The sequence below is a fragment of the Herminiimonas glaciei genome (assembly GCF_042664955.1).
Lineage (GTDB): Bacteria > Pseudomonadota > Gammaproteobacteria > Burkholderiales > Burkholderiaceae_D > Oxalicibacterium > Oxalicibacterium glaciei.
Genome location: NZ_JBHTBU010000001.1, coordinates 1,539,297 through 1,562,683, shown reverse-complemented (window position 1 = coordinate 1,562,683; position 23,387 = coordinate 1,539,297). Strand labels below are relative to the sequence as shown.

The following is a 23,387-nucleotide window of genomic DNA, read 5'->3' as shown; positions in this document are numbered from 1 at the left end:
CCGTCCGCCCGTCGCAGTGCATGTGGCGGGCGTGGCAGGCAAAAGGGTACAATAGCGGCTTCGCTTCTATTGCCAGCTTTTTGCCCGCCTCAGCCATGACCAACGCTCTTCAAGCAACACCCAAAATCGGCTTCGTTTCCCTCGGATGCCCGAAAGCCCTGGTCGACTCAGAACAAATCCTTACCCAGCTGCGCGCTGAAGGTTATGACACTGCCAAGTCCTACGACGGCGCAGATCTGGTGATCGTCAATACTTGCGGCTTCATTGATGCCGCGGTACAGGAATCACTGGACGCGATAGGTGAAGCCCTGCATGAAAACGGTAAAGTCATCGTCACCGGTTGCCTCGGCGCCAAGAAAGACGCAGACGGCGACGACATCATCCAGAAAGTCCACCCCAAGGTATTGGCTGTCACCGGCCCGCATGCGCTGGGCGAAGTGATGGATGCCGTCCACAAACACATGCCCAAGCCGCATGCACCTTTCATCGACCTGGTGCCGGCGCAAGGCATCAAGCTGACGCCCAAGCATTTTGCCTATCTGAAAATTTCCGAAGGTTGCAACCATCGTTGCAGTTTTTGCATCATCCCATCGATGCGCGGCGACCTCGTATCGCGCCCGATTGCCGATGTCATGCTGGAAGCGGAAAACCTGTTCAAGGCCGGCGTCAAGGAGTTGCTGGTGATTTCGCAAGACACCAGCGCTTATGGCGTGGACGTGAAATTCCGCATGGGCTTCTGGAACGGCAAGCCGGTCAAGACCCATATGACACAACTGGTTGAAGCACTGGGCGAACTGGCCAAGCAATACGGTGCATGGGTACGTTTGCACTATGTTTATCCATATCCGCACGTGGACGCTATCATCCCGATGATGGCCGAAGGCAAGATCCTGCCTTACCTCGACGTGCCGCTGCAGCACGCGCATCCGGATGTATTGAAACGCATGAAGCGTCCGGCCAGTGGTGAAAAAAATATCGAACGCATCCAGGCCTGGCGTGCGATGTGTCCGGACCTGACGATACGTTCCACCTTTATCGCGGGTTTCCCCGGTGAGACTGAAGCCGAATTTGAATACCTGCTCGACTTCCTGAAAGAAGCCGAAATCGACCGCCTCGGCTGCTTTGCTTATTCGCCGGTAGAAGGCGCGACCGCCAACGACTTGCCGAATGCCGTGCCGGAAGAAGTGCGCGAAGAACGTCGCGGCCGCGTCATGTTGCTGCAGGAAGAAATTTCCAAGAAGCGCCTGCAAGCCAAAGTAGGCAAGACCATGCGCGTCCTGGTGGATGAAGTCAATCGCAATGGTGGCGTTGCACGTTCAGCTGCTGATGCACCGGAAATCGATGGCGTGGTCTACGTCAAACCACCGTATGAACCGCATCTGAAATTAAAAGTAGGTGAATTCATCGACGTCAAAATCACCGGCGCCGATGCACATGATTTGTGGGCCGAAGCATGATGAAAAAAGTTTTACTGAGTACCCTGATCGCGCTGGCAGCAGTCAGCACCGGCGTATCAGCACAAGGTGCTGCGCCTGCAGCGCAAGCGGCACCTGTACCAGGCAGCAACGTGCCGGTGCTGTTCCACAAACCGGTATTTTTCCGTGGCGTGGTCGGCGACATCAATGTGCAAGTCAATATCCGCCCGAAAGCCGATATCGATGAAGGTATAGAAGGCGAATACTTCATCTTCGGTAACTCGCACAAAATCCTGTTGGCAGGTGAAATCGAAGGCAATCAGCTCTTCATGGAAGAATCGGAAAACGGTACCAATATTTCCGGTCAATGGGATGGTAAGCTGGAAGGCGACAGCCTGGTTGGTAGCTGGATGTCTGCGGATGGCACGATCACCAAACCATTCACCTTGAAAGCCGTCGTGCAAAAGCCTGCCGCTGCACCAGCGCACGCTGCGAAGAAAGCCGCAAGCAATACCGCCAAACCATAATTCACCTCCGGGAGCGCGCGTGACTGACCGTACTTCGTTACAGACGGCATTGATCCACAATGACTATCGCGCCCCGGATGGGTTCTCCGCACTGCCGCAAGCCATCCATCACGCGTCCACCGTCCTGTTCAAGGATGTCGCCAGCATGCGTTCACGCAACTGGCAAGACAAGAATGCCTACACCTACGGCTTGCATGGCACGCCGACCACCTTCACGCTGGAAGCACGACTGGCCGCGATAGAAGACGGCAAGCATTGCGTATTGGCTCCTAGCGGGCTGGCAGCAATTGCCCTGGTCGATTTCGCCTTCCTCAAAAGCGGCGACGATGTACTGATCCCGGATAACGTCTATAACCCGAACCGCGAGCTGGCCAACTGGCTGCAGCAGGATTTCGGCATCACCGCACGCTACTACGATCCGCTGATAGGCAGCGGCATCGCCGGGCTGATCCAGCCGAATACACGCCTGATCTGGACCGAGGCACCGGGTTCGGTCTCGATGGAAGTACCGGATTTGCCGGCCATCTGCCAGGCCGCGCATGCGAAAGGCGTGCTGGTGGCACTGGACAATACCTGGGCGGCCGGCCTCGCCTTGCGCGGCTTCGAACTGGGCGTGGACATCATTATGCAGGCGCTGACCAAGTATCAGTCCGGCGGTTCTGACGTCTTGATGGGCGCCGTGATTACGCAAGACAAGGCCTTGAACCAGCGCCTGGAAACGGCGCATATGCGTCTTGGTTTTGGTGTGGCTGCCGATGACGTCTATCTGGTATTACGCAGCCTGCCGACTATGAAATTGCGCTTCGAAGCGCATGATGCGGCGGCGCGGACCGTGGCTGCCTGGCTGCAGGCGCGGCCGGAAATCGCTGCTGTATTACATCCGGCTTTGCCGGAATGCCCAGGGCACGCGATCTGGCAGCGCGACTTCAGCGGTGCCGGCGGTTTGTTTTCAGTTGTGTTCGATCCCCGTTACAGCGAAGCGCAGACGGATCGCTTTGTCGACAGCCTGCAACTCTTCAAGATCGGTTTCAGCTGGGGGGGCGTGCACAGCCTGGCGGTGCCGTACCGGATGCAGCATATGCGCAGCAACTGGCCGCATCAGGGACAGCTGGTACGTTTGAATATCGGCCTGGAAGATCCGCAAGACCTGATTGCCGATATCGAACAAGCGTTCAAGGCGATGCAGGCCTGATACTAAGCAAACTGATTTTCAGGCGAATAGAGAGCACCCGCACCGGGTGCTTTTTTATTTTCCGCATGCTTTTCATCTGTCTCCCGTTCACAAGCGCTGCACCAAAGCACGCCCCCAAGATTGGGCAAGCCGTTTGTGCCAAAACGGTGCTCGTAGCGATATGCGCATCACGATTGCGCGTATTCGGCCAAAAGATCGCCCAGGGCCGAGTACGAAAATTGCTCAGTAAAAGAAAGGATTTAAGCAGCTTGTCAGAGTGCAATCTTCCATCCGGACAAGGGTTGGCATGCCACGTGCTTATCTCTGGCATGTCACATTGTTTTGGTGGCTTATTTACTGGGAGATTGTTATGGCGTTGGACAAATGGGTTGCACGATGGTTGATGGTGGTTCCAGTCGCGCTGGCACTGCATTCGGGAGTACATGCCGAAACAGTAGCACGCTACGGGATTTCGATGGCGGATATTCCGCTGACTACAGGCCAGCCGGATCGCGGTGCTGGTGCTTATCAATTTACAGGTCACACGATTTACGATCCGCTGATCGCGTGGGAAGCGAATATCGGTACACGTCCGGGCAAGCTGATCCCCGGCCTGGCAACCGAATGGAAGGTTGATCCCAAGGATCAAAAGAAATGGTTGTTCACGCTGCGCAAAGGCGTGAAATTCCATGATGGTTCCGACTTCAAGGCAGACGCCGTGGTGTGGAACCTGGACAAGGTATTGAACGATAAGTCACCGCAGTTCGATGCCAAGCAAAGTGCGCAAGTACGTCCGCGTATTCCATCCATCGTCTCGTATCGCAAGGTGAATGACTACGCAGTAGAAATCACGACCAAGGAAGTCGATGCGCTATTTCCTTACCAATTGCCATGGTTCCTGATTTCCAGCCCGGCGCAATGGGAAAAGCTCGGTCGCGACTGGAACAAGTTTGCCTCGCAGGCATCCGGTACCGGTCCGTTCAAACTGGACAAACTGGTGCCGCGTGAACGTGCCGAGCTGGTCAAGAATGCCGGTTACTGGGATAAATCACGTTTGGCGCAAACCGATCGCGTGATCCTGTTGCCGATTCCGGATGCATTGACACGTGCCAATGCCTTGCTGAACGGCCAGGTCGACATCATTGAAACGCCACCGCCTGATGTCTTGCCGCAACTGAAAAGCTCGGGCTTCAAACTGGTGACCAACGTGACACCACACGTCTGGCCTTACCATTTCAGCACCCAGCCTGGTTCGCCATGGACCGATATCCGTGTACGCAAGGCTGCCAACCTGGCGGTCGATCGCAGCGGCATCGTGGCCTTGATGAATGGCCTGGCAGTACCTGCTTATGGTCAGCTCGATCCGACCAGTCCATGGTTCGGCAAACCGACTTTCAAAATCAAGTATGACCTCGCTGCTGCACGTGCCCTGATGGCACAAGCCGGTTACAGCCCAAGCAAGCCATTGAAAGCGAAGATCGTCATCGCACAAGGTGGTACCGGCCAGATGTTGTCCTTGCCTATGAATGAATACATCCAGCAAAGCCTCGCGGAAATCGGCATCCAGGTGCAGTTTGAAGTAGTGGAACTGGAAACCCTGTACCTGCACTGGCGTAGTGGCGCCAAGGGCGATATCAACGCAGGCAAGGGCATCACGGCGATCAACCTTGGTTATGTGACGGCAGATCCTTTCTATGCGCTCACCCGTTTTGCTGACAGCCGTTATGTCGCACCGAACGGCGTGAACTGGGGGGGCTGGTCGAATCCTAAAGTGGATGCCGAGCTGGATCAAATCCGCACCACCTTCGACGTCAAGGCGCAGGACAAATTGCTGGCGCAAGTGCACCAGGCGATGGTGGACGATGCCTTGATGCTGTGGGTAGTACATGACGTCAATCCGCACGTGATTTCGCCAAAAGTGAAGGGCTTTATCCAGGCTCAACACTGGTTCCAGGATCTGACCACGATCCGTATGTAACAAAGCGTGAAGGGCGGGGCGTACACGCCTCGTCCACCCTTGCTGTATCACTGAAAGTTGTCCATGTTTTCCTATATTTTGAAGCGTTTGCTATATGCAATTCCAATTGCGTTGAGCGTGACGGTGTTGTCTTTCATGCTGGTGTACCTGGCACCTGGCGATCCCTTGAATGCGATTGCGCCGGCCGATGCACCTGCTGATGTGATCGCCGCACTGAAGAGCGCCTACGGCCTCGATAAACCTGTGCCTGTCCAATACGGCATGTGGTTGTTGCGTGCAGTGCAAGGCGATCTTGGCACCTCTATCGCATCCGGTCGTCAGGTGGTGACCGAAGTCATGAGTGCGGTCAGCAATACACTGCTGCTGGCCGGAGTGGCCGGTTTCATCGGTGTGCTGTTTGGTTGTGTCCTCGGTGCGCTGGCCGGTTACTGGCACGGCGGCTGGATAGACCGCATTGCGACCTTCCTGTCGGTCATAGGCGTGAGCGTGCCGCACTATTGGCTGGGGCTGGTATTAACGATTATTTTTTCCATCTGGCTGGGCTGGTTCCCGGCGATGGGGGCAGGACCCGGCGGCTCGTCCGAGTGGCTGTGGGATTACGAACATATACGTCATTTGATACTTCCGGCGATTACGCTGGCGGTGATTCCCATGGGCATCATCACGCGCACGGTACGGGCCCTGGTAGCCGATATGCTGGAACAGGAATTCGTGATTGCGCTGCGTGCTCGCGGCTTGAGCAATCGCGCCATCTTCCGTCATATCGCGAAGAACACGGCACCGACTGTGCTGGCCGTCGCCGGTTTGCAGATCGGGTACCTGATGGGTGGTTCCATCCTGGTGGAAACCGTGTTCGCGTGGCCGGGTACCGGCTTCCTGCTGAACACTGCGATCTTCCAGCGGGATATGCCGCTGCTGCAAGGCACGATCCTGGTGCTGTGCATGTTCTTTGTCGGCTTGAATCTGATCGTCGATATCCTGCAACCGTTGCTTGACCCACGTATGGGACGTTGACTATGGCTTTTTCTTTGAATTTTGCATCGCAGGTCGCGGTTCCCGTCCTGCCGACCCCGGCGCGTGGCTACTGGAGCAAGGTCTTGCGCCAGCTGATGCGCGATCCGGTCGCAATGACGGCGGCCCTGGTGGTGTTCCTGATCGTATGTGCGGCCGTGTTTGCACCATGGTTGGCGCCTATGGACCCATACAAGGGCAGCATGATCAAGCGCCTGCTGCCTATAGGTAGCGAAGGCTATCTGCTCGGTACCGATGAACTGGGGCGCGATATGTTGAGTCGCCTGATGTACGGCGGTCGCTTGTCCTTGCTGATGGGTGTGACACCGGTATTGGCAGCTTTCGGCATCGGTACCTCTATCGGTTTGCTGGCCGGGTATGTAGGCGGACGCGTGAACATGGTCATCATGCGCGTGCTGGACGTGTTCTATGCCTTCCCGTCGGTGTTGCTGGCAGTCGCCATCTCCGGCGCATTGGGACCGGGCATGACGAATAGCATACTCGCGCTGACACTGGTCTTTGTGCCACAGGTAGTGCGTGTGGCAGAGAGCGTGACGACCCAGGTGCGCAAGCTCGATTACATCGAAGCGGCGCGCATGAGTGGTGCGAGTGCGTTCTCGATTATCCGTGTGCACGTACTGGGCAATGTATTGGGGCCGGTATTTGTGTATGCGACCGGTTTGCTCAGCGTCAGCATGATTTTGGCAGCAGGTTTGTCCTTCCTCGGCCTCGGCGTCAAACCGCCGGAGCCTGAGTGGGGGCTGATGCTGAATACCTTGCGTTCGGCCATTTTCCGTAATCCGTGGGTCGCGGCTTTGCCGGGCTTGCTGATTTTTATTACGTCTATCGGCTTCAACCTGCTGGCTGATGGCGTGCGCTCTGCTATGGATATACGCCGATGAAACAAGAAACTGTAAACCTGGCATCAAGCGATAGGGGCGGTCCTGCGCAACCATTGTTGATGATCAAGGATTTGAAGAAATACTTCCCGGTGCGCGGCGAATTGTTCCAGCGCGAACGCAAATTCGTGCACGCAGTCGATGGTGTCAGCTTCTCGGTTGCCAAGGGCAAGACGCTGGGCATAGTCGGTGAATCCGGTTGCGGCAAGTCGACCACGGCGCGCCTGATCGCACGTTTGCTTACACCTGATAGCGGCAGCATGATTTTTGACGGTGAAGGCGTGGCTGAATTTGGCGGCCTCGAATTCAAGGAATTCCGGCGCAACCTGCAAATGGTGTTTCAGGATTCCTTTGCGTCGCTCAATCCGCGCCTGACGATTAGCGAGACCGTTGCTTACGGTCCGCAAGCGCATGGTGTTTCGAAAGCGCAGGCTACCGAACGTGCGCACGCCTTGCTGACACGTGTAGGACTCAAGCCCGAGCTGTTCGCTACACGTTATCCGCATGAGCTGTCGGGCGGTCAGCGCCAGCGTGTCAATATCGCCCGCGCGCTTGCTTTCGAGCCGCGTCTGGTGATCCTGGATGAAGCGGTCGCGGCACTGGATAAATCGGTGCAGGCGCAGGTGTTGAATCTGTTGCAGGAACTGAAGGCCGAACATGACCTGACTTATCTCTTCATCTCGCATGATTTGCACGTAGTGCATTACATCAGCGATGAAGTGATGGTGATGTATATGGGCCAGGTTGTAGAGATGGGGCCGGTCGAAGATATCTACGGCAACTCGCGTCATCCTTATACGCGCGCCTTGCTGTCTGCAGTGCCATCGATGGACCCGGCTAATCGGACACAACATACGCCACTCAGCGGTGATCCGCCTAACCCCATCAATCCGCCCAGTGGTTGCCGTTTTCGTGAGCGTTGCCCACATGCAGAAACAGTATGCGCGGCGCAGGTGCCGGCCCTGATGGCGGCTGCAGGTAACGCTGCGCATACCGTGGCCTGCCATATGAATAATCCGCTATCCGGCCACACGCAAACTTTGATGGAGGTGGCAGCATGAGCAAGCCTTTGGTATCGGTACGTGATTTGACGGTGGAATTTGTCGGTAATCGCCGTGCGCATGCGCTGGACAAGATTAGTTTTGACTTGCAGGCCGGCGAAGTGTTGGGTTTGCTGGGGGAATCCGGTTCCGGCAAGAGTGTGAGCTTGCGTACCTTGCTGCGCCTGCATCCGCAACGCACTACGCGCATCAGTGGCAGTATGGAAGTGGATGGCATGGATGTGCTGGCACTGAAAGGCCGTGAGCTGGAAGCATATCGTGGAGGTACGGCATCGATGGTGTTCCAGGAGCCGGGGCTGGCTTTCGATCCGGTGTACACGATAGGGCAGCAGATCACCGAAGCAATACGTGCACATGAAGCGCTGGACCATCGCAGCGCGATGCAGCGTGCCTTGCAAATGCTGGAGCGGGTGCAGATACCGCAAGCACGCCGTCGCTATGATGCATACCCGCACGAGCTCTCCGGTGGCATGCGCCAACGTGCGATGATCGCGCTGGCGCTGGCTTGCAAGCCCAGGCTTTTGTTGGCGGATGAGCCGACGACGGCACTGGATGCGACGGTGCAAATCCAGATTCTGCTCTTGCTGCGCGAGCTGCAAAAGGAAACCGGTATGTCGGTGATTTTTGTCACCCACGATATAGGCGCGGCGGTCGAAGTCGCGGACAAGATAGCCGTGATGTATGGCGGTCGTATTGTTGAAGAGAATTCGGTGGCCGGCATCGTGCATAATCCGCGCCATCCGTACACGGCCGGCTTGCTGGCATCGACAGTGAGCACCGAGAATCGCGGCAAGCCTTTGCTGGCCGTGCCGGGTTCGCCGCCGGATTTGTCCGCCTTGCCACCGGGCTGCAGCTTTGCGCCACGTTGCAGCAATGCGCGGCAGCAATGCACCAGCGAGAAACCGCAAGTGATTTCAGTGAATGGCGAACGCCTGGCTTGCTGGAATCCGGTGTCACCTTTGCTGAAAGAGGAGACTGAACTCGCTACTGCATAAGCAGGGCCGGCAATAAAAAAGCGTCCATACGGACGCTTTTTTTATGGCTGCTGCCAACTCAGGGCATGGGTTTGTTGTCGTTCAGGTCGACTATGCCCTTGATCAGGCGATATAGTTTCCATAGCCATGCAACAGTCCACAACAGGAAGGCGGCCGGGATGCCGACTATGGTCATGAACAGGATGCCGCCCAAAGCCATCCACACCAGATACCACCAGAAGGAGCGGATTTGCCAGCCATGATGGCTATAGACAAAGGTATTGGCCGCATCTTCGCGTTTGACGTAATTGATGATCAGCGGGATGAAGGAAAATGCACCCAGCGAAAATACCAGGCTAGCCGCATGCCCGAGGTATAGCCACCAGGCAAGGTTCTTTGCGGATTGCAATGAACTGTCTAAAACGAGGTCTTGGTTCATGGCAGGTCCCTATTTATATTCATGCTCATAAGATGATGCATAGACGCTAAAGTTCCTTGAATCAACATTTGCCGATTGATTCTCGTTTACGTGTGAAACAGATTCAGTACACCGTCCAGGCCGACGAAATTCAACGCGATATCGGCTTGCGCACGCACCACCGGTTTGGCGCGGAAGGCTACCGACAGGCCGGCGATACCCATCATTTTCAAATCATTGGCGCCATCGCCCATGACGATGCTTTGCTTGGGCGAAATACCCATTTCGCGGCAGACACGTTCCACCGTCAATTTTTTTTCTTCGCCGTCGACGATGCCGCCTATGACCTTGCCGGTCAGCTTGCCGTCCACGATTTCCAACTGATTGGAATGCGTGTAGTCGAGTTGCAGGCGTTGCTTCATGCGATCGGTGAAATAGGTGAAGCCGCCGGAAACCAATAAGGTTTTCATGCCTGCCGCCTGCATCGCGGCCAGCATGTTTTCCGCGCCGGGTGACAGTTGCAGGCGTTCATCGTAGACGCGCTGCAAGGCGCTGGCATCCAGACCTTTGAGCAGGGCCACGCGACGTGTCAGGCTTTCCTTGAATTCGAGTTCACCGCGCATCGCGGCTTCGGTAATTTCCGCCACCTGCGGCTTCAAGCCTTGCATGTCGGCGATTTCATCTATGCATTCAATTGTGATCAGGGTCGAATCCATGTCCATCGCCACCAGCTTGAAATCGGCTAGCGGCTGACGCTCGATGAAGGCGTAATCCAGCCTGGCGGCCCAGGCGGCGATATCGATTTGCGATTTGACTTCATCGTTATAGCTGATATCGAGGCAGCGATATGCATGTTCACCGATGGCGACGATAGAACGTGGACGGGCAAGGCCGGCGATTTGTTCGACGATATGGCGTTGAGTGCTGAGGCCTTGCAAGATCAGGTTCATGGGAATATCAATTCAATAAAGTCGTTAAGCACATCACTAGGCGAGTAGCGCACGTATGGTGTTCTTGATCTGGCTCACGCGTGCCGCCAGGTCAGGCATGCTGGCCGTGATGCGCAATTTATCCTGGCCATTCAATTTTATATGACGATTCTTTTGAATCAGCTCAATGATGCGCATCGCATCGATAGGCGGATTCGGTTCAAACTGCAGTGTCGCAGATTCTGCGTGCGCGTCAATCTTGATGATGCCAACCGGAATCGCGGCAACCCGTAATCTGTGTGTTTCCACCAATGCCTGCGCGGCATCCGGCAGTTTGCCGAAACGATCAATCAATTCTTCCTGCAAGTCATTGATGGCATCCGCGGTCTTGCAATTGGCCAGGCGCTTGTAGATGGACAGGCGCTCATGCACATCTCCGCAATAGGTATTCGGCAAGAGTGCCGGCACGTGCAGATTGATTTCGGTGGTGCTGGCCAATGGTGCCGCCAGGTCGGGTTCCTTGCCATTCTTCAGTGAACGTACGGCTTCATTCAACATATCCGAATACAGCTGGAAGCCGATTTCGCTCATTTCGCCGGATTGATTGTCTCCGAGCACTTCACCGGCACCACGGATTTCCAGGTCATGCATTGCCAGATAGAAGCCGCTACCCAATTCTTCCATTTGCTGGATTGCGTCGAGGCGGCGTTGCGCGAGTTTGCTCAAACCTTGTACATCGTGCACCAGCAAATAGGCATAAGCCTGGTGATGCGAACGACCGACCCGGCCGCGCAACTGATGCAATTGCGCGAGACCGAATTTATCCGCCCGGTGCATGATGATGGTGTTCGCCGTCGGTACGTCGATACCGGTTTCGATAATTGTCGTACACAGCAGGATGTTGAAGCGTTGCGCCACGAAGTCACGCATGATGCGTTCCAGGTCACGCTCATGCAACTGGCCGTGCGCCACGCCTATGCGCGCTTCCGGCATCAATTCTTCCAGCATCGCCTTGCGGTTCTGGATGGTTTCCACTTCATTGTGCAGGAAGTACACCTGGCCACCACGTTTCAATTCACGCAAGCAGGCTTCGCGGATGACGGAATCGTTTTCGCTGCGTACGAAGGTTTTGATTGCCAGGCGTTTTTGCGGTGCGGTGGCAATGATGGAGAAATCGCGCAAACCTTCCAGTGCCATACCCAGCGTACGCGGGATAGGCGTCGCCGTCAGCGTCAGCACATCGACTTCGGCGCGCAAGGCTTTCAGCGCTTCTTTTTGGCGGACGCCGAAACGATGTTCTTCATCGATGATGACCAAGCCGAGGCGCGAGAATTTGATATCGCCGGACAGCAACTTGTGCGTGCCGATCACGATATCGATCGTGCCGTCAGCCATGCCCTTGATTGCTTGCGTTACTTCCTTTGCAGTGCGGAAGCGCGACAGTTCGGCGATGCGCACCGGCCAATCGGCAAAACGGTCGGCGAAGGTTTGCGCATGTTGTTCCGCCAGCAGCGTAGTCGGTGCCAGGATGGCGACCTGCTTGCCGCCAAGTACTGCGACGAAAGCCGCACGCAAGGCGACTTCAGTCTTGCCGAAGCCGACGTCGCCGCAGATCAGGCGGTCCATCGGTTTGCCGCTGGTCATATCCTTGATCACGGCATTGATGGCAGCGGCCTGGTCGGCAGTTTCTTCAAAGCCGAAACTTTCAGCAAAGGCTTCATAGTCATGTGCGGAATACTCAAAGCTGTGGCCTTCGCGCAGTGCGCGGCGGGCATACAGGTTCAGCAGTTCGGCGGCGGTATCACGGATTTTTTCCGCGGCGCGGCGTTTGGCTTTTTCCCATTGACCGGAACCGAGCGCGTGCAGCGGCGCATCTTCCGGTGAGGCACCGGAATAGCGGGAAATCACATGCAGTTGCGACACCGGCACATAGAGTTTGGTGTCTTTCGCATATTCGAGGTGCAGGAATTCGGTTTCACCTTCACCCAGGTCCATGCTGGTCAGGCCCATATAGCGGCCGATACCGTGATTCACATGAACGACCGGATCGCCGATCTTGAGTTCGGACAGGTCGCGCACCATGGACTCGACCTGGGTTGCGCCTTCCTGTTTCTTGCTGCCGACGCGACGGCCGGAACCGGCGTACAACTCGGTTTCGGTAATGAAGGCCAGGCCACCCAGTGCATTGCCCAGTTCGAAGCCGGCATGCATAGGTGCGACACCGAGCATGAGTTTGGCCGATGCACTGCTGAAATCGGCAAAGCCTTCGGTCGCTGCCAATGGCAGATCGTATTCATTGAAATACTGCTGCAGGGTTTCGCGCCGGCCATTGCTCTCGGCACAAATCATTACGCGCTTGTCGGTTTGCAGCAGGTAGGCGCGCAGGTTCACCAGCGGATCGTCGGCGCGGCGATTGACGGCGATATTCGGTAAAGGTGCAGACAGCTCCGACGCGAGGTCCTGGTTCTGGATGATCCAGCGACCGTAAGGCTTGGCCAGTGTGAAGAAATTTTCGTCGCTGAGGAAAATTTGTTCCGGTGCCAGGATAGGACGTTCGCGATCCGATTTGAGGAAGCGATAGCGCGATTGCGTATCGTCCCAGAAGCGTTTGATCGCGGCTTCGATGTCGCCTATCAGTGCGAACGTGGTATCGACCGGCAGGTAATCGAACAGGGTATTGGTTTGTTCGAAGAAGAGCGGCAGGTAGTACTCGATACCGGCAGATGCAATGCCGCTGCCTATGTCCTTGTAGATGACGGAGCGGCTTGGATCGCCTTCGAATATTTCACGCCAGCGACCGCGGAAGGCGGTGCGGGCTTCTTCATCCATCGGGAATTCGCGTGCCGGCAGCAGGCGTACTTCCTTGACCGGATACAATGAACGCTGCGAATCGGCGTCGAAGGTACGTATGCTGTCTATGGTGTCGCCAAACAGGTCTATACGGTAGGGCAGGACCGAACCCATGGGATAGATATCGATCAGGCCGCCGCGTACCGAGTATTCACCCGGCGACATGACCTGCTTGACCGGGCTGTAGCCAGCCAGTTGCAATTGCGCCTTGAGCTTCGCTTCATCCAGGGTTTCACCCTGTTTGAAGAAAAAGGTATAGGAAGCGAGGAAGGCGGGCGGTGCCATGCGCACCAGCGCGGTGGTGGCCGGTACGATCAGGACGTCACATTGCCCGTTCAGTACCTCATACAGCGTCGCCAGCCGTTCCGAGACCAGGTCCTGGTGCGGCGAAAATGCATCGTAAGGCAGGGTTTCCCAATCCGGCAGCAAATGGCAGCGCAGCTCATTCGGCTCACTGCCGAACCACGGGATTTCCGCTAACAGGCGTTGCGCGTCGCTGGCATTGGCCACGACGACTGTTAACATGCGTTTCTGCGACTTCAGTTCGGCTGCGGCTTGCGCCAATACGAAGGCATCCGCCGAACCGTGAACCGGGGGCAGGACAAAACGCGTAGCGGGCTTGGGGAGTGATTTTTTTAGGTCGAATGACATCAAATAGCGACATTGCACATGTCAGGGTGGTCAAAAAGTATAGGCAGACTTGCCTACTTGCCCTTGGGCACTTCATTTGACAGTGAAAAATTATGATGAGATTATAAACCAAGCCCTCCTTCCCGTCGGGCGTGTGCGCAATATCCAGTAACGATAGCCCCTACAATAAGAGCGCACCCATGCATTTTCCGCTGACCAAAACATGAAATTACCGCGTTATTTCGCCCTGATTCCCGCTGCCGGTGTCGGCGCCCGCATGGGTGAAAAAATTCCCAAGCAGTACCTGCAAATCGCCGGCAAGCCCATGCTGCGGCATGTACTGGACACCTTTTGCCGCGCCGACGTGATTACGCATACCTATGTGGTAGTGAGTGCGGAAGATGGCTATATCGACGCAACCATGGCCGCCTTGCACGACAGTTCTTACGCGACCGTCCTGCGCGTCGGTGGCGCAACGCGTCACCAGTCGGTTTTGAATGGTTTGCAGGCGATGCAGAAGCAGGTAAATGAGCCGATTGATGACGATGACTGGGTGCTGGTGCATGATGCAGCGCGCCCCGGCCTGAGCATCGGCCTGATAGACAAGCTGATCAATATCCTGCAGGACGATGAAGTCGGCGGTTTGCTGGCGATGCCGGTGGTTGATACGCTCAAGCGTGCCGGGGCTGAAGGGCGGGTCGACCAGACCGTGACGCGCGATCGCCTGTGGGCGGCGCAGACGCCGCAAATGTTCCGCTATGGTTTGTTGCGTAAAGCGCTGGAACAGGCGACTGCGGTTACCGATGAAGCCAGTGCCATCGAAGCCCAGGGCTTGCAGCCCAAGCTGGTCGAAGGCGACGCACGCAATTTCAAGGTCACGCTGCCGCATGATGTGGCACTGGCTGAATTATATTTAAAAGGATTTGTATGAGTGTTCCACAAGCTGCCGCACTGCCTTTCCGTATCGGGCAAGGTTATGACTGCCACGCGCTGGTCGAGGGTCGCAAATTGATCATAGGCGGCGTCACGATTCCGCATAGTACCGGTTTGCTCGGGCATTCAGATGCCGATGTCTTGCTGCATGCAATCACCGATGCCTTGTTCGGCGCCGCCGCACTGGGCGATATTGGCCGTCATTTCCCGGATACGGCGGTCGAATTCGCCGGTGCCGATTCACGTGTGCTGTTGCGCGAGGCGGTCAAGCGTGTGGCGGCAGCGGGCTACCGCATAGGCAATGTGGACGCCACCATTATTGCGCAAAGACCGAAGATGGCACCGCATATTCCAACGATGGTCGCGCATATTGCAGCCGATCTGGGCGTGGCACCGGATCAGGTCAATATCAAGGCTAAAACGAATGAGAAGCTTGGTTACCTGGGACGGGAAGAGGGAATCGCGGCGGAGGCGGTGGCGCTGATTTATCGGAGCACCTGAGGCTGGCCGAGAAGCTAAATTGGTGTAAAAAGAATAATTTTGTGTGGGGATTTGCGGAATTTTTGCTGTTTTAGCAGAAGTTTTTAAGAATAAACACCTTCACATATTGAATTTTTAGGTAAAAGCGCTATCTATCAAGACATACGCATAGCGCACGCAGCCTGCCAGGGTGGCGCTGCCCGCGTTCAGAAAATATCGAAAGCGCTGAATTGGCGTATAGTACAGAGTACTGAGACAGGAGTAATTACATCTATGGCATCTTTCTTTTTCAGCCAGCAGGCTCAAAACTGGCAACAAGTATTTCGCCGTCATCAATCCGGCGGATTTTTCTCGCGCCTGATCGCGTGGCTGGTATTGGGCATGGTTCTCGCGGCAGGTTTGCTCGTGGTTGTTACCGTCCTGCTGTTGAGCTGGCTGCTGATTCCTGTGCTGCTGTTTAAAAAGCGCAAGGCGGCGAAGGCGCGTTTTGCCGCTGAACGTTATGCGTACCAGCAATCGCAAGGCCGTAGCGATATCATTATCGAAGGTGGTATCACCGAGGTAAAAGACGAACGCGCTTAAAGCATTTTTGTGCGCAGCCTGACAGGCTGCCGCAGCAATAAAAAACGCACATCCTCATCGAGCATGTGCGTTTTGTTTTATATGGTGCTCGTGCTTCAGCCGGTGTAAGCACCGTGGCGTTTTTTTGCCTGGTTCAGCGTGATGTGTATGACCAAACCGCCACCTTCCCGATTCAGCAATTGCAGCTTGCCGCTATGCCGTTTCACGATACGATCGACAATAGCCAGGCCGAGTCCTGCGCCATTCGCCTGGCCACGCGCGCTATCCATCCTTGTAAACGGGCGTAACAAACGGTCTATCTCCGCTTCCGGCACGCCGGCACCGTGGTCGGTGACCTCTATGATGACTTTGTCACCTTCGGCCTGGCAGCGCAAATCGATTTCGACATAATCGTTGCCCGGCAGTTTGCCGTAGCGCCGTGCATTCTCGATCAGGTTATTGACGACGCGTTTGATGTCGATCGCATTACCGAGTACGACCAGCTTGTCGTCTATCTTGCTGTTGATGCGTACATCCTGCATGCGCAGCGCTTCCTGTGCCGCACCATGCATCAGCGCCGTCATGTCTATCGGCTGGAAATGGCTGCTGTCGCTGGGTTTGGCGTAATCAAGGAATTGGCCGATGATGGCGTCCATTTGCTCGAGGTCTGATTGCATGCCGACGCGGGCATCAGGTGGCAAGCCGGCCAGCTCAACTTCCAGTTGCATGCGTGCGAGCGGGGTACGCAAGTCATGCGAAATACCGGCGAGTACCACGGCGCGATCCGACTCCACCCGATTCAGGTCGTCGACCATTTGATTGAAGCTGTGATTGGCTTCGCGGATTTCCGTCGGGCCACGTTCCGGCAACGGTGCGGGACGCTGGCCGTTGGCGATGGCGCGGGTAGCGGCGGTCAGGCGTGCCAGCGGCTGGTTGATGAGGCCGGAAATCATCAGTGCGCCCAGCAGTGACAGCAGTAGTGTCATCGCACCCCAGCCCAGCCATTGCACACCGGAGCTGCCTTCAATCCGGTCACGATCCAGCATCAGCCAGTATTCGTCATCGGAAATGGTGAAGCTGACCCAGAAACCTGCGACGTCATTCACTGCACGCGCAAAGCGGGTGTCTTGCCCGAGGCCTGAACGCACATGTTCCTGTATGGTTTGCATCATGCTGTTCTGGATAGGCGGCTCGATGCGGTCGTTTTCTTCCAGCGGGTAGACGCGTATACCTTCGTTGCTGGCGAGGTCGAACAAGAGTTCGCGCCGCAGGTCAGGGGCGGAGTGGGTCAGCGCGGCACGCGTAATGGTGACGACTGAAATCACTTGCGCCGCGATCTGGTTGGCGCGCGGGGTTTGTTCCACTATCCGGTAGCTGGCAACCCAGGCCGCCATGCTGGCTGCAATCAGGAAGGCGAGCAGGAAAAAAGTCCGCCAGAAAAGGCCGCTTTTGATCCAGTTCAGGCGATTTGTAGTAGTGGGCATCCTTGGGTTTTCGGCTGAAGGCAATGCGCTTAGCGTGGCTTGCCTTCAGGGATGAAGACATAACCGAGACCCCAGACAGTCTGGATGTACAGCGGTGTCGAAGGATCGGGTTCTATCAGTTTGCGCAGGCGTGAAATCTGCACGTCGAGGCTGCGATCAAATACCTCATACTCACGGCCACGGGCCAGTTCCATCAGCTTTTCGCGGGACAGCGGCTGGCGTGCATGGCGTGCAAATACTTTCAATACAGAGAATTCGCCGGTAGTCAGCGGCACGGTTTCATCATTCTTTTTCAGCGTGCGCGTACCCAGATCGAGTACGAATTCGCCGAAGGTGAATGATTGCGGTGTTTCGGATGGGGCACCCGGAATTTCTTCGGGGCCGACACGGCGCAGGACGGCGCTGATGCGAGCCACCAATTCGCGCGGATTGAAAGGTTTTGCGAGATAATCGTCGGCGCCCATTTCGAGGCCGACGATGCGGTCGACGTCTTCGCCCTTGGCGGTGAGCATGATAATCGGGGTCTTGTCGCCCGCACCGCGCAGACGGCGGCAGATGGACAAGCCGTCCTCGCCCGGCAACATCAGGTCGAGTACCAGTAAATCGTAGCGTTCGCGCAACCAGAGCTTGTTCATCGCCTGGGCATTTTCGGCGGTCACTACATTGAAACCTTGTTCGGATAAATAACGGCGCAGCAGATCGCGCAAGCGCAGATCGTCGTCAACCACCAACACTTTGGTCTGGTGGGAATTGGTCGAATGGGCCGTGTCCTTCATGGATGCATTTGTCGTATTCATATGGCTATGGTAACTTCAGAACGTCTTCTCGACATAGCGAGGAGTAGAGGCATTACAAAGTGTTACAACCTTTACGGAATTGGGCTTAGGCCTGGGAGCAAAGCAGCATAAACTTTGAACATGCTAAACAAAACGTGCGAAGGACGTGAGAGCTGTTCAAAGCGCTGCGGAAGATGATGATGAATATTACATTGAAAAGAATAGGATTGGTGTTGCTACTGATCAGTACCTTTGCAAGTACGACGATGGCGCTTGCGCAATCGCGGTTTCAGAATAATCCATTCGGTTCTTCTTACGTGCAAAGCGATAACCGCTACGGCGGTAATCAGGGGCAGGGCGGCTACGACGGCCGACGCCAGCAGAATGATCGCGGTTACGACAATAATGCCAATCGCAATATGGAGCGGCAGCAGCAGGAGCAATCGCGCCGTGATGCACGCCTGTCGCCGGATGAGCGTCGCGCATTGCGTCGCCAGATCGATGAAGCCGGGCGCGATATATACGCACCGCGCCGCTAACGCGACTTCAGCTTGACGTTGTGCAATAAAAAAAGCCACCAGGATCTGGTGGCTTTTTCTTTGCTGAATACTTTATGGGGGAGAGGTGCGCTTAACCGACAACGATATGGCGACCGACGCTCTTGCTGGCGGTCTGGCCATTCGGGCCGTAGACATTGTTGCCGTGCACATTGCCGTGCTGCAGGATGTTGAGCACGTTTTGATTGCGCACCATCTGCTTGTTGATCAGGATGCCGTTGACGCGATTGAGTTCTTTGGCGACTTCGGCCAATTCGACCAGTTCATGCCAGGACTTGCTCGCGGTCTTGGACTGGGCTGAACTTTCCAGCCACGATTTCATGCTCGATTCGGTCGGTTCAAAGCCTGCTGCGGCCAGCGCATTGTGGCGCCAGTTGGCCAGCTCCGCCATACGGGCGGCGGCTTTGGCCTTGGCTTCGGTGAGGGCGGTGATGCCTTCCACGTCGGCGGCGATCAGGTGTTCCTGTTCCAGCTGCAATAATTGCGTCAGAGCACGAATGGCTTTGTGTTCTTCACTCAAACTATCTGCAGGGCTGGTACCGAAAGATTCCATGAATTTTTAACCTTTACGTGTGGAGATCAGGTCTTTCACCGTATCCATCAATCCGTCGGCAACGCGTTCTGCATTGACCTGGAATTGACCACCGGCAATAGCTGCCTTGATCTCATCAACTTTTTTAGCATCAAATACGCTGGCGCTGGCAACCTGGCTGGTCAGCGCCTGCACTTGCGACGATAACGTCACGTTGGAAGACACCTTGCCGGTATCGGCTTTTTCCGGTGCCTTGCCTGCGCGAGTCTGCGTGGCTGCTACGCCGACTCCCGCGATTTTCTTGCTTGCGTCATTAATTTTCACGACTTCACCCCGTTTGGTTTGCGGCAAAACGCCTATCTCTGCTTGGTCTATCGGCGTTATCACGGCAAACTTTAGTCCTAAATGGGTCAAACGTAAAATATTGTGTATTAATTTGTATTGCTAATATGCCAACTCGACTATGCCGCCCAACTTGGCGATTCCGCTAATTACCTGGCCCGCAGCGGTCCTGACCTGGGTTAGTTGACCCTCGTTAGCATTATTTAAAGCCCGTGCCTCGCTGGAAACACTGAAGCCGTCACCATTCAATATCACCCGTACCGCCTGGCCTTGCTGGATCGCCTGCTGGTTGCGCAAGGCGTCCTGCCGCAATGGTGCGCCCAGCGCGATCGTGGTGGCAGCAGTGCGGCCGATGGCCTGCGCGGCATCAGTGATGACGCCGGATGGCAAATTCGTCAGGTCGCCCTTGACCTTGGCGATATCGCCCTGGCCGATATTTTGTCCTTGTGCCAGCGGTGCTGCGGCAGCGATGTATTCGCCATGCACGCGTACCTGTGCAGATATATAGATGGTCCATGCCGATGGCACATTGCAGCGCACACCTACCGTGGTTTTGCCCCAGGCCTTGCTGGATGGCGGCAGGAAGGCTTCCGGTACCGGACACACCGGTAATTTCAGGCGCGGATCAATTGCTCCGACTGTTACGCGTACCTCGCCTGGCAAGCCATTGGCTTGCGTTTGCAGGAATTGTTCCGCGGTTTGCTTCAGCACGGCCAGATCCTGACGCGGCTCAGCGGCAGTCTGTGCCGACGCCAGTTGCGTAGACAAGGAGAGAGCGGCGATAGCGATGTAGAAAAAGTGTTTCATGGCGGCCAAAGTTGTGATTGCACGATCATGGTACTGATTTGGCGTTCAGCTAAAGCGGGGAATAGGATGGATTTTTGTCTTCTTATCGTTTGATCGAAGGGTAAGGGCGCTCCGTATGATCGACGCTATACAAATCCATTATCAGTGCAGGGTAGCTATTCCTTGAACGCACACTTCGGAGAACGGAATGATAGGAAAACTTGATGACATGCTGCGCTTCCAGGAAACCGCACTAAGTTTGCGCGGCCAGCGGCAGCAAATACTGGCGTCGAATATTGCGAATGCAGACACGCCCAACTTCAAGGCGCGTGACGTCGATTTTAACAAGGCTTTGCAAGGTGCGCTAGCGCGCAGCAAGAGCGGCGCCGCGGCACCGGCCGAACTGACCAAGACTTCCACCACGCATCTGTCATCCAAGGCTTTGCCGACATTGGGCGGCGCGCCGCTGCTGTATAGCAATACCGCACAAGGCAATATCGACGGCAATACCGTGGATATGGATGTGCAGCGTAATCAGTTTACAGATAACGCCTTGCGTTACGAAGTTGGCCTGACCCTGGTCTCGTCGAAGATCAAGGGAATGTTCACCGCTATCCAGGGGCAATAATCATGTCGCTATTTAATATATTTAATGTTTCCGGTTCGGCGATGAGCGCACAGGCTCAGCGCCTCAACGTCGTATCCAGCAATATCGCGAATGCCGAAAGTACCACCAGCGCAGATGGCAAGACTTACCGCGCCAAGCAGGTGGAGTTTCAGGCGCAGCAAATGAAGGGTGGCGCGACTTCGACCGGCGTCCGTGTCAATCGCGTGGTGGAAGATAACTCGCCATTGAAGATGGTGTTTGATCCAAAACATCCGAATGCGGACGAGACCGGCCATGTCGCGATGCCGAACGTGAATGTGGTGGAAGAGATGGTGAATATGATTTCCGCTTCGCGCTCCTACCAGACCAACGTCGAAACCATGAACACCGCGAAGACCATGCTTCTTAAAACCCTGACGCTCGGTCAGTAAGACAATAAGAACCCATTATTAAGGACCCATCATGACCGCTGTTAATAACAACCAGACCATCCTGCCGCAATCTTTGCTGGACCAGATGAATGGCGCCGCTGCGAGCAAAAAAAGCACGGCAGAAGAAGCACAGGATCGCTTCCTCAAATTGCTCGTTACGCAAATGCAAAACCAGGATCCGCTGAATCCGCTGGATAACGCGCAGGTGACCAGCCAGTTGGCGCAATTGTCGACCGTAACCGGTATCGACAAACTCAATGGCACGCTGGAATCCCTGATGGGTAATTACCAGTCAGCGCAGTTACTGCAGGCATCCAATATGATTGATCACGGTGTCCTCGCCCCTGGTTCGCAATTGGCATTGGCCGAAGGCAAAGCGATCTTTGGTGTTGAGTTCCCGTCAGATGTGGATGCGGGACAAATCGTGATCAAGGACGCTGCCGGCGCCGTGGTCCAGACCATTGATATGCCCGCACAGAAAGCAGGTGCCACACCTTTATTGTGGGATGGCACCAAGGCGGATGGCACCAAAGCTGCAGACGGCAATTACACCTTTGAAGTCAAGGGCAGCCTTGGCGGCAAGGATGTGAAGGCTACCGCATTGCAGTTCGGTGTGGTTACTACAGTTTCGAGCTCGGCTAACGGCGTATTGCTCAATGTACCCGGCCTGGGTGGATTGACTTTGGCAGACATTCGTCAAGTTCTTTAATACAGCGGCACATCAACCAGGAGAAATAGTATGAGTTTCCAGCAAGGTTTGAGCGGATTGAATGCCGCCAGCAAAAGTCTCGAAGCAATCGGTAATAACGTTGCCAACTCGGGCACCGTAGGTTTCAAGCAATCACAAGTCCAGTTTGCAGATATTTACGCCAGCACCTTGTCCGGTTCCGGCGCAGCGCAGATCGGTATCGGCGTCCAGGTGGCGCGCGTGGCGCAGCTCTTCAGCCAGGGCAATATCGCGGTTTCCAACAATCCGCTGGATATGGCGATTAACGGCGATGGTTTTTTCCGCATGAGCAGCGGCGGCACGATTACCTATGGTCGTAACGGCCAGTTCGAATTGACCAAGGAAGGTTATATCCAGAATGCGTCAGGCGCGCGCCTGACCGGCTACATGGCTGATGCAAACGGCGTGGTGCAAAACGGTGCGCCGGTTGAACTGGTGATTAACAAGGCCGATATGGGTCCGCAAGCCACTAGCAAGTATGACGTCAAGCTGACACTGGACTCACGCAAGGATGTATTGAATCCACTGAACTTCAATCCGGACGATGCCAGCACATTCAGCGATTCCACTTCTGCACCGGTCTACGACAGCCTGGGTAACTCGCACATCCTGCGTACCTTCTATGTCAAAACCGCGGGTGGCGAGTGGAGCGTATTCGCTACCAATGACGGCGTACCTATCGGTTACACCCTGCCGGTGACTGCAACCAATCCGCCAGTGCCTATCGGTACGATGGATTTCGGTAACGGCGGCGCGCTGATCAGCACCACACCTTCGCCTATGGTGGCGCAGATGGTAGTCACAACCGGTGCGGCAACACCTTTCAATATCACGCTCAATGTGACCGGTACCCAACAATTTGCACAGGCTTTTGGCGTGAGCAAAAATCTGCCGGACGGTTATCGTCCTGGCTCATTGACCGGTTTCGACGTGGCCAGCGATGGTTCGATCATGGGGCGTTACAGCAACGGCCAGGTGAATGTGCTGGGCCAGGTCATCCTGTCTTCCTTTGCCAATCCAAACGGCTTGCAAAACATTGGTGACAACCAATGGGTGGAAACCGCCGAGTCGGGCGTGCCGCTCACCAGCACGCCGGGCAGCAGCGGACTGGGTGTCGTGCAATCGGCGCGTATCGAAGAATCGAACGTTGATCTGACGGCAGAGCTGGTCAATATGATTACCGCGCAACGTGTCTATCAAGCTAATGCGCAAACCATCAAGACGCAAGATCAGATCATGCAGACTTTGGTGAATTTGCGTTAATGCATTGAGCCAGCAATGACCGCCGTAGCTGCCATGTTTACAGGC

Annotated in this window: 24 protein-coding genes; 16 read left to right on the top strand and 8 right to left on the bottom strand. The window is 55.6% G+C overall.

Annotation, left to right across the window (positions count from 1 at the left end; genetic code table 11):
- Positions 1-95: 95 nt before the first annotated feature.
- From rimO to ACFQPC_RS06930, 8 genes are all read left to right on the top strand, one after another.
- On the top strand, positions 96-1,457 hold the full coding sequence (gene rimO / locus ACFQPC_RS06965; RefSeq protein WP_382271070.1) for a 30S ribosomal protein S12 methylthiotransferase RimO: 1,362 nt from the start codon (positions 96-98) through the stop codon (positions 1,455-1,457).
- Entirely contained in the window at positions 1,454-1,942 is a 489-nt protein-coding gene (locus tag ACFQPC_RS06960; protein WP_382271068.1) for a hypothetical protein, read from the top strand. The genes rimO and ACFQPC_RS06960 overlap by 4 nt, the downstream gene beginning before the upstream one ends.
- A 19-nt stretch (positions 1,943-1,961) precedes the next feature.
- Complete coding sequence (locus ACFQPC_RS06955) at positions 1,962-3,134, top strand: cystathionine beta-lyase (protein ID WP_382271066.1); 1,173 nt, start codon at positions 1,962-1,964, stop codon at positions 3,132-3,134.
- Positions 3,135-3,483: 349 nt separating this feature from the next.
- The gene (locus ACFQPC_RS06950) at positions 3,484-5,091 is read left to right on the top strand and encodes an ABC transporter substrate-binding protein (RefSeq protein ID WP_382271064.1); all 1,608 of its coding nucleotides are present in this window, start codon (positions 3,484-3,486) and stop codon (positions 5,089-5,091) included.
- A gap of 63 nt (positions 5,092-5,154) precedes the next feature.
- Positions 5,155-6,105 carry an ABC transporter permease gene (locus ACFQPC_RS06945; protein WP_124575073.1) on the top strand — a complete coding sequence of 317 codons (951 nt, stop codon included), beginning with the start codon at positions 5,155-5,157 and terminating at the stop codon, positions 6,103-6,105.
- A 2-nt stretch (positions 6,106-6,107) separates the two neighbouring features.
- Positions 6,108-7,004, top strand: coding sequence for an ABC transporter permease (locus ACFQPC_RS06940; protein WP_382271062.1), 897 nt, complete (start codon positions 6,108-6,110; stop codon positions 7,002-7,004).
- The gene (locus tag ACFQPC_RS06935; protein ID WP_382271060.1) at positions 7,001-8,062 is read left to right on the top strand and encodes an ABC transporter ATP-binding protein; all 1,062 of its coding nucleotides are present in this window, start codon (positions 7,001-7,003) and stop codon (positions 8,060-8,062) included. Before ACFQPC_RS06940 ends, ACFQPC_RS06935 begins: the two co-directional genes overlap by 4 nt.
- Positions 8,059-9,057, top strand: coding sequence for an ABC transporter ATP-binding protein (locus ACFQPC_RS06930; protein ID WP_382271058.1), 999 nt, complete (start codon positions 8,059-8,061; stop codon positions 9,055-9,057). The genes ACFQPC_RS06935 and ACFQPC_RS06930 overlap by 4 nt, the downstream gene beginning before the upstream one ends.
- A 58-nt stretch (positions 9,058-9,115) precedes the next feature.
- Here the strand turns inward: ACFQPC_RS06930 and ACFQPC_RS06925 are convergent, their stop codons facing one another.
- The 3 genes from ACFQPC_RS06925 to mfd form a co-directional block, all read right to left on the bottom strand.
- Positions 9,116-9,475 (bottom strand): DUF4870 family protein, encoded by a 360-nt coding sequence (locus ACFQPC_RS06925; protein WP_382271056.1) that lies wholly within the window; start codon positions 9,473-9,475, stop codon positions 9,116-9,118.
- 86 nt (positions 9,476-9,561) lie between these two features.
- Positions 9,562-10,404 (bottom strand): phosphoserine phosphatase SerB, encoded by an 843-nt coding sequence (gene serB / locus ACFQPC_RS06920; RefSeq protein ID WP_382271054.1) that lies wholly within the window; start codon positions 10,402-10,404, stop codon positions 9,562-9,564.
- A 36-nt stretch (positions 10,405-10,440) separates the two neighbouring features.
- Entirely contained in the window at positions 10,441-13,884 is a 3,444-nt protein-coding gene (gene mfd / locus ACFQPC_RS06915) for a transcription-repair coupling factor (RefSeq protein ID WP_382271052.1), read from the bottom strand.
- 202 nt (positions 13,885-14,086) lie between these two features.
- On the opposite strand from mfd, the gene ispD reads away from it, so the two are divergent.
- The 3 genes from ispD to ACFQPC_RS06900 all read left to right on the top strand — a co-directional run bounded on the left by ispD (position 14,087) and on the right by ACFQPC_RS06900 (position 15,858).
- Positions 14,087-14,794, top strand: a complete 708-nt coding sequence (ispD, locus tag ACFQPC_RS06910) for a 2-C-methyl-D-erythritol 4-phosphate cytidylyltransferase (protein WP_382271050.1) — start codon at positions 14,087-14,089, stop codon at positions 14,792-14,794.
- The gene (gene ispF, locus ACFQPC_RS06905; protein WP_382271049.1) at positions 14,791-15,297 is read left to right on the top strand and encodes a 2-C-methyl-D-erythritol 2,4-cyclodiphosphate synthase; all 507 of its coding nucleotides are present in this window, start codon (positions 14,791-14,793) and stop codon (positions 15,295-15,297) included. The genes ispD and ispF overlap by 4 nt, the downstream gene beginning before the upstream one ends.
- A 252-nt stretch (positions 15,298-15,549) precedes the next feature.
- Positions 15,550-15,858 (top strand): hypothetical protein, encoded by a 309-nt coding sequence (locus tag ACFQPC_RS06900; protein ID WP_382271047.1) that lies wholly within the window; start codon positions 15,550-15,552, stop codon positions 15,856-15,858.
- 95 nt (positions 15,859-15,953) lie between these two features.
- Here the strand turns inward: ACFQPC_RS06900 and ACFQPC_RS06895 are convergent, their stop codons facing one another.
- Both ACFQPC_RS06895 and ompR read right to left on the bottom strand, forming a co-directional pair.
- Positions 15,954-17,321, bottom strand: a complete 1,368-nt coding sequence (locus ACFQPC_RS06895) for a sensor histidine kinase (protein WP_382271045.1) — start codon at positions 17,319-17,321, stop codon at positions 15,954-15,956.
- A 29-nt stretch (positions 17,322-17,350) separates the two neighbouring features.
- Positions 17,351-18,118: an osmolarity response regulator transcription factor OmpR gene (gene ompR / locus ACFQPC_RS06890; RefSeq protein ID WP_041296449.1), complete on the bottom strand. Its 768-nt coding sequence runs from the start codon at positions 18,116-18,118 to the stop codon at positions 17,351-17,353.
- 209 nt (positions 18,119-18,327) lie between these two features.
- Between ompR and ACFQPC_RS06885 the strand changes: the two genes are divergently transcribed.
- Complete coding sequence (locus tag ACFQPC_RS06885; RefSeq protein WP_382271043.1) at positions 18,328-18,636, top strand: hypothetical protein; 309 nt, start codon at positions 18,328-18,330, stop codon at positions 18,634-18,636.
- Positions 18,637-18,727: 91 nt separating this feature from the next.
- Here ACFQPC_RS06885 and ACFQPC_RS06880 read toward each other — a convergent pair whose 3' ends face one another.
- From ACFQPC_RS06880 to flgA, 3 genes are read right to left on the bottom strand one after another with little or no spacing between them, the layout of a single operon-like run.
- A complete protein-coding gene (locus ACFQPC_RS06880) occupies positions 18,728-19,207 on the bottom strand; it encodes a flagella synthesis protein FlgN (RefSeq protein ID WP_382271041.1) in 480 nt (159 codons plus the stop codon).
- Positions 19,208-19,213: 6 nt separating this feature from the next.
- The gene (gene flgM / locus ACFQPC_RS06875) at positions 19,214-19,573 is read right to left on the bottom strand and encodes a flagellar biosynthesis anti-sigma factor FlgM (RefSeq protein ID WP_343217625.1); all 360 of its coding nucleotides are present in this window, start codon (positions 19,571-19,573) and stop codon (positions 19,214-19,216) included.
- Positions 19,574-19,630: 57 nt separating this feature from the next.
- The gene (flgA, locus tag ACFQPC_RS06870) at positions 19,631-20,335 is read right to left on the bottom strand and encodes a flagellar basal body P-ring formation chaperone FlgA (RefSeq protein ID WP_382271039.1); all 705 of its coding nucleotides are present in this window, start codon (positions 20,333-20,335) and stop codon (positions 19,631-19,633) included.
- A gap of 187 nt (positions 20,336-20,522) precedes the next feature.
- Between flgA and flgB the strand changes: the two genes are divergently transcribed.
- From flgB to flgE, 4 genes are read left to right on the top strand one after another with little or no spacing between them, the layout of a single operon-like run.
- The gene (flgB, locus tag ACFQPC_RS06865; RefSeq protein ID WP_382271037.1) at positions 20,523-20,942 is read left to right on the top strand and encodes a flagellar basal body rod protein FlgB; all 420 of its coding nucleotides are present in this window, start codon (positions 20,523-20,525) and stop codon (positions 20,940-20,942) included.
- A gap of 2 nt (positions 20,943-20,944) precedes the next feature.
- Complete coding sequence (flgC, locus tag ACFQPC_RS06860; RefSeq protein ID WP_382271035.1) at positions 20,945-21,352, top strand: flagellar basal body rod protein FlgC; 408 nt, start codon at positions 20,945-20,947, stop codon at positions 21,350-21,352.
- A 31-nt stretch (positions 21,353-21,383) separates the two neighbouring features.
- Positions 21,384-22,061, top strand: coding sequence for a flagellar hook assembly protein FlgD (locus tag ACFQPC_RS06855; RefSeq protein ID WP_382271033.1), 678 nt, complete (start codon positions 21,384-21,386; stop codon positions 22,059-22,061).
- Between the two features lie 30 nt (positions 22,062-22,091).
- The gene (flgE, locus tag ACFQPC_RS06850) at positions 22,092-23,342 is read left to right on the top strand and encodes a flagellar hook protein FlgE (RefSeq protein ID WP_382271032.1); all 1,251 of its coding nucleotides are present in this window, start codon (positions 22,092-22,094) and stop codon (positions 23,340-23,342) included.
- Positions 23,343-23,387 lie beyond the last annotated feature (45 nt).

Coding starts and splice junctions, on each gene's coding strand:
- ispF (WP_382271049.1), top strand. CDS start 14,791: ATGAGTGTTCCACAAGCTGCCGCACTGCCTTTCCGTATCGGGCAAGGT.
- ACFQPC_RS06945 (WP_124575073.1), top strand. CDS start 5,155: ATGTTTTCCTATATTTTGAAGCGTTTGCTATATGCAATTCCAATTGCG.
- serB (WP_382271054.1), bottom strand. CDS start 10,404: ATGAACCTGATCTTGCAAGGCCTCAGCACTCAACGCCATATCGTCGAA.
- ACFQPC_RS06950 (WP_382271064.1), top strand. CDS start 3,484: ATGGCGTTGGACAAATGGGTTGCACGATGGTTGATGGTGGTTCCAGTC.
- ACFQPC_RS06925 (WP_382271056.1), bottom strand. CDS start 9,475: ATGAACCAAGACCTCGTTTTAGACAGTTCATTGCAATCCGCAAAGAAC.
- ACFQPC_RS06855 (WP_382271033.1), top strand. CDS start 21,384: ATGACCGCTGTTAATAACAACCAGACCATCCTGCCGCAATCTTTGCTG.
- ompR (WP_041296449.1), bottom strand. CDS start 18,118: ATGAATACGACAAATGCATCCATGAAGGACACGGCCCATTCGACCAAT.
- ACFQPC_RS06935 (WP_382271060.1), top strand. CDS start 7,001: ATGAAACAAGAAACTGTAAACCTGGCATCAAGCGATAGGGGCGGTCCT.
- rimO (WP_382271070.1), top strand. CDS start 96: ATGACCAACGCTCTTCAAGCAACACCCAAAATCGGCTTCGTTTCCCTC.
- ispD (WP_382271050.1), top strand. CDS start 14,087: ATGAAATTACCGCGTTATTTCGCCCTGATTCCCGCTGCCGGTGTCGGC.
- flgC (WP_382271035.1), top strand. CDS start 20,945: ATGTCGCTATTTAATATATTTAATGTTTCCGGTTCGGCGATGAGCGCA.
- ACFQPC_RS06880 (WP_382271041.1), bottom strand. CDS start 19,207: ATGGAATCTTTCGGTACCAGCCCTGCAGATAGTTTGAGTGAAGAACAC.
- ACFQPC_RS06900 (WP_382271047.1), top strand. CDS start 15,550: ATGGCATCTTTCTTTTTCAGCCAGCAGGCTCAAAACTGGCAACAAGTA.
- ACFQPC_RS06895 (WP_382271045.1), bottom strand. CDS start 17,321: ATGCCCACTACTACAAATCGCCTGAACTGGATCAAAAGCGGCCTTTTC.
- flgA (WP_382271039.1), bottom strand. CDS start 20,335: ATGAAACACTTTTTCTACATCGCTATCGCCGCTCTCTCCTTGTCTACG.
- mfd (WP_382271052.1), bottom strand. CDS start 13,884: ATGTCATTCGACCTAAAAAAATCACTCCCCAAGCCCGCTACGCGTTTT.
- flgE (WP_382271032.1), top strand. CDS start 22,092: ATGAGTTTCCAGCAAGGTTTGAGCGGATTGAATGCCGCCAGCAAAAGT.
- ACFQPC_RS06960 (WP_382271068.1), top strand. CDS start 1,454: ATGATGAAAAAAGTTTTACTGAGTACCCTGATCGCGCTGGCAGCAGTC.
- ACFQPC_RS06940 (WP_382271062.1), top strand. CDS start 6,108: ATGGCTTTTTCTTTGAATTTTGCATCGCAGGTCGCGGTTCCCGTCCTG.
- flgB (WP_382271037.1), top strand. CDS start 20,523: ATGATAGGAAAACTTGATGACATGCTGCGCTTCCAGGAAACCGCACTA.
- ACFQPC_RS06930 (WP_382271058.1), top strand. CDS start 8,059: ATGAGCAAGCCTTTGGTATCGGTACGTGATTTGACGGTGGAATTTGTC.